The organism is Aquirufa antheringensis, from assembly GCF_004307425.1.
Lineage (GTDB): Bacteria > Bacteroidota > Bacteroidia > Cytophagales > Spirosomataceae > Aquirufa > Aquirufa antheringensis.
Genome location: NZ_SEWZ01000007.1, coordinates 1 through 736, shown reverse-complemented (window position 1 = coordinate 736; position 736 = coordinate 1). Strand labels below are relative to the sequence as shown.

At 44.2% G+C, this 736-nt stretch carries 2 tRNA genes and 1 rRNA gene; all 3 read right to left on the bottom strand.

From position 1 onward, the window contains the following. Nucleotides 1–289 precede the first annotated feature (289 nt). Nucleotides 290–366, bottom strand: a tRNA-Ala gene (locus EWU21_RS11210). Between the two features lie 66 nt (nt 367–432). Then, nucleotides 433–506, bottom strand: a tRNA-Ile gene (locus EWU21_RS11205). Between the two features lie 127 nt (nt 507–633). Then, nucleotides 634–736, bottom strand: a 16S ribosomal RNA gene (locus EWU21_RS11200); the annotation flags it as partial.

The window sequence follows — 736 nt, the reverse complement described above, 5'->3', positions numbered from 1 at the left end:
GCCTAGGCATCCCCCATACGCCCTTAATTCACTTACTCTTTTAAAATATCTTCATCCCGAAGGATTCAAATTCTAATTTGCTCTTACTCTTTACTTTATTCTCACAATATGTCAAAGAACCTTGTGTGAAATTCAATAAACTTGCGCTCATCTCATTCACATCGTTCCCAAATCCGTTACTCACATTTGAGTAGGGGAGGGTGGTGTTTTTAGTCACTAGTCGATAGTCGACAGTCATTAGTTAACTCTTTCAATCTGTTGATCAAGCTCATTTGCCTAATCTTTACTCTGGTGGAGAATAACGGATTCGAACCGTTGACCCCCTGCGTGCAAGGCAGGTGCTCTAGCCAGCTGAGCTAATCCCCCAGGGATTGTTGCTTAATTGCTTTGGCCTTGTCTCACTTTGCTTTCGGCTTGCAAGCCTTTTTCTTGTGGGCCTGCGTGGACTCGAACCACGGACCTCTACATTATCAGTGTAGCGCTCTAACCACCTGAGCTACAAGCCCGCTTAATCCTTACTTAAATCTTTTTGAAAGCTGCTCTCTTTCGAACAGATTTCCTTTAAGCGTGTGATAAAAACAAAGAAGATGAATAATCACTTGCGTGATTACCCGAAAATAATAGCTTCTCCAGAAAGGAGGTGTTCCAGCCACACCTTCCGGTACGGCTACCTTGTTACGACTTAGCCCCAATTACCTGTTCTACCCTAACTGGCGGTTTAACGGCCAGCTTCAGG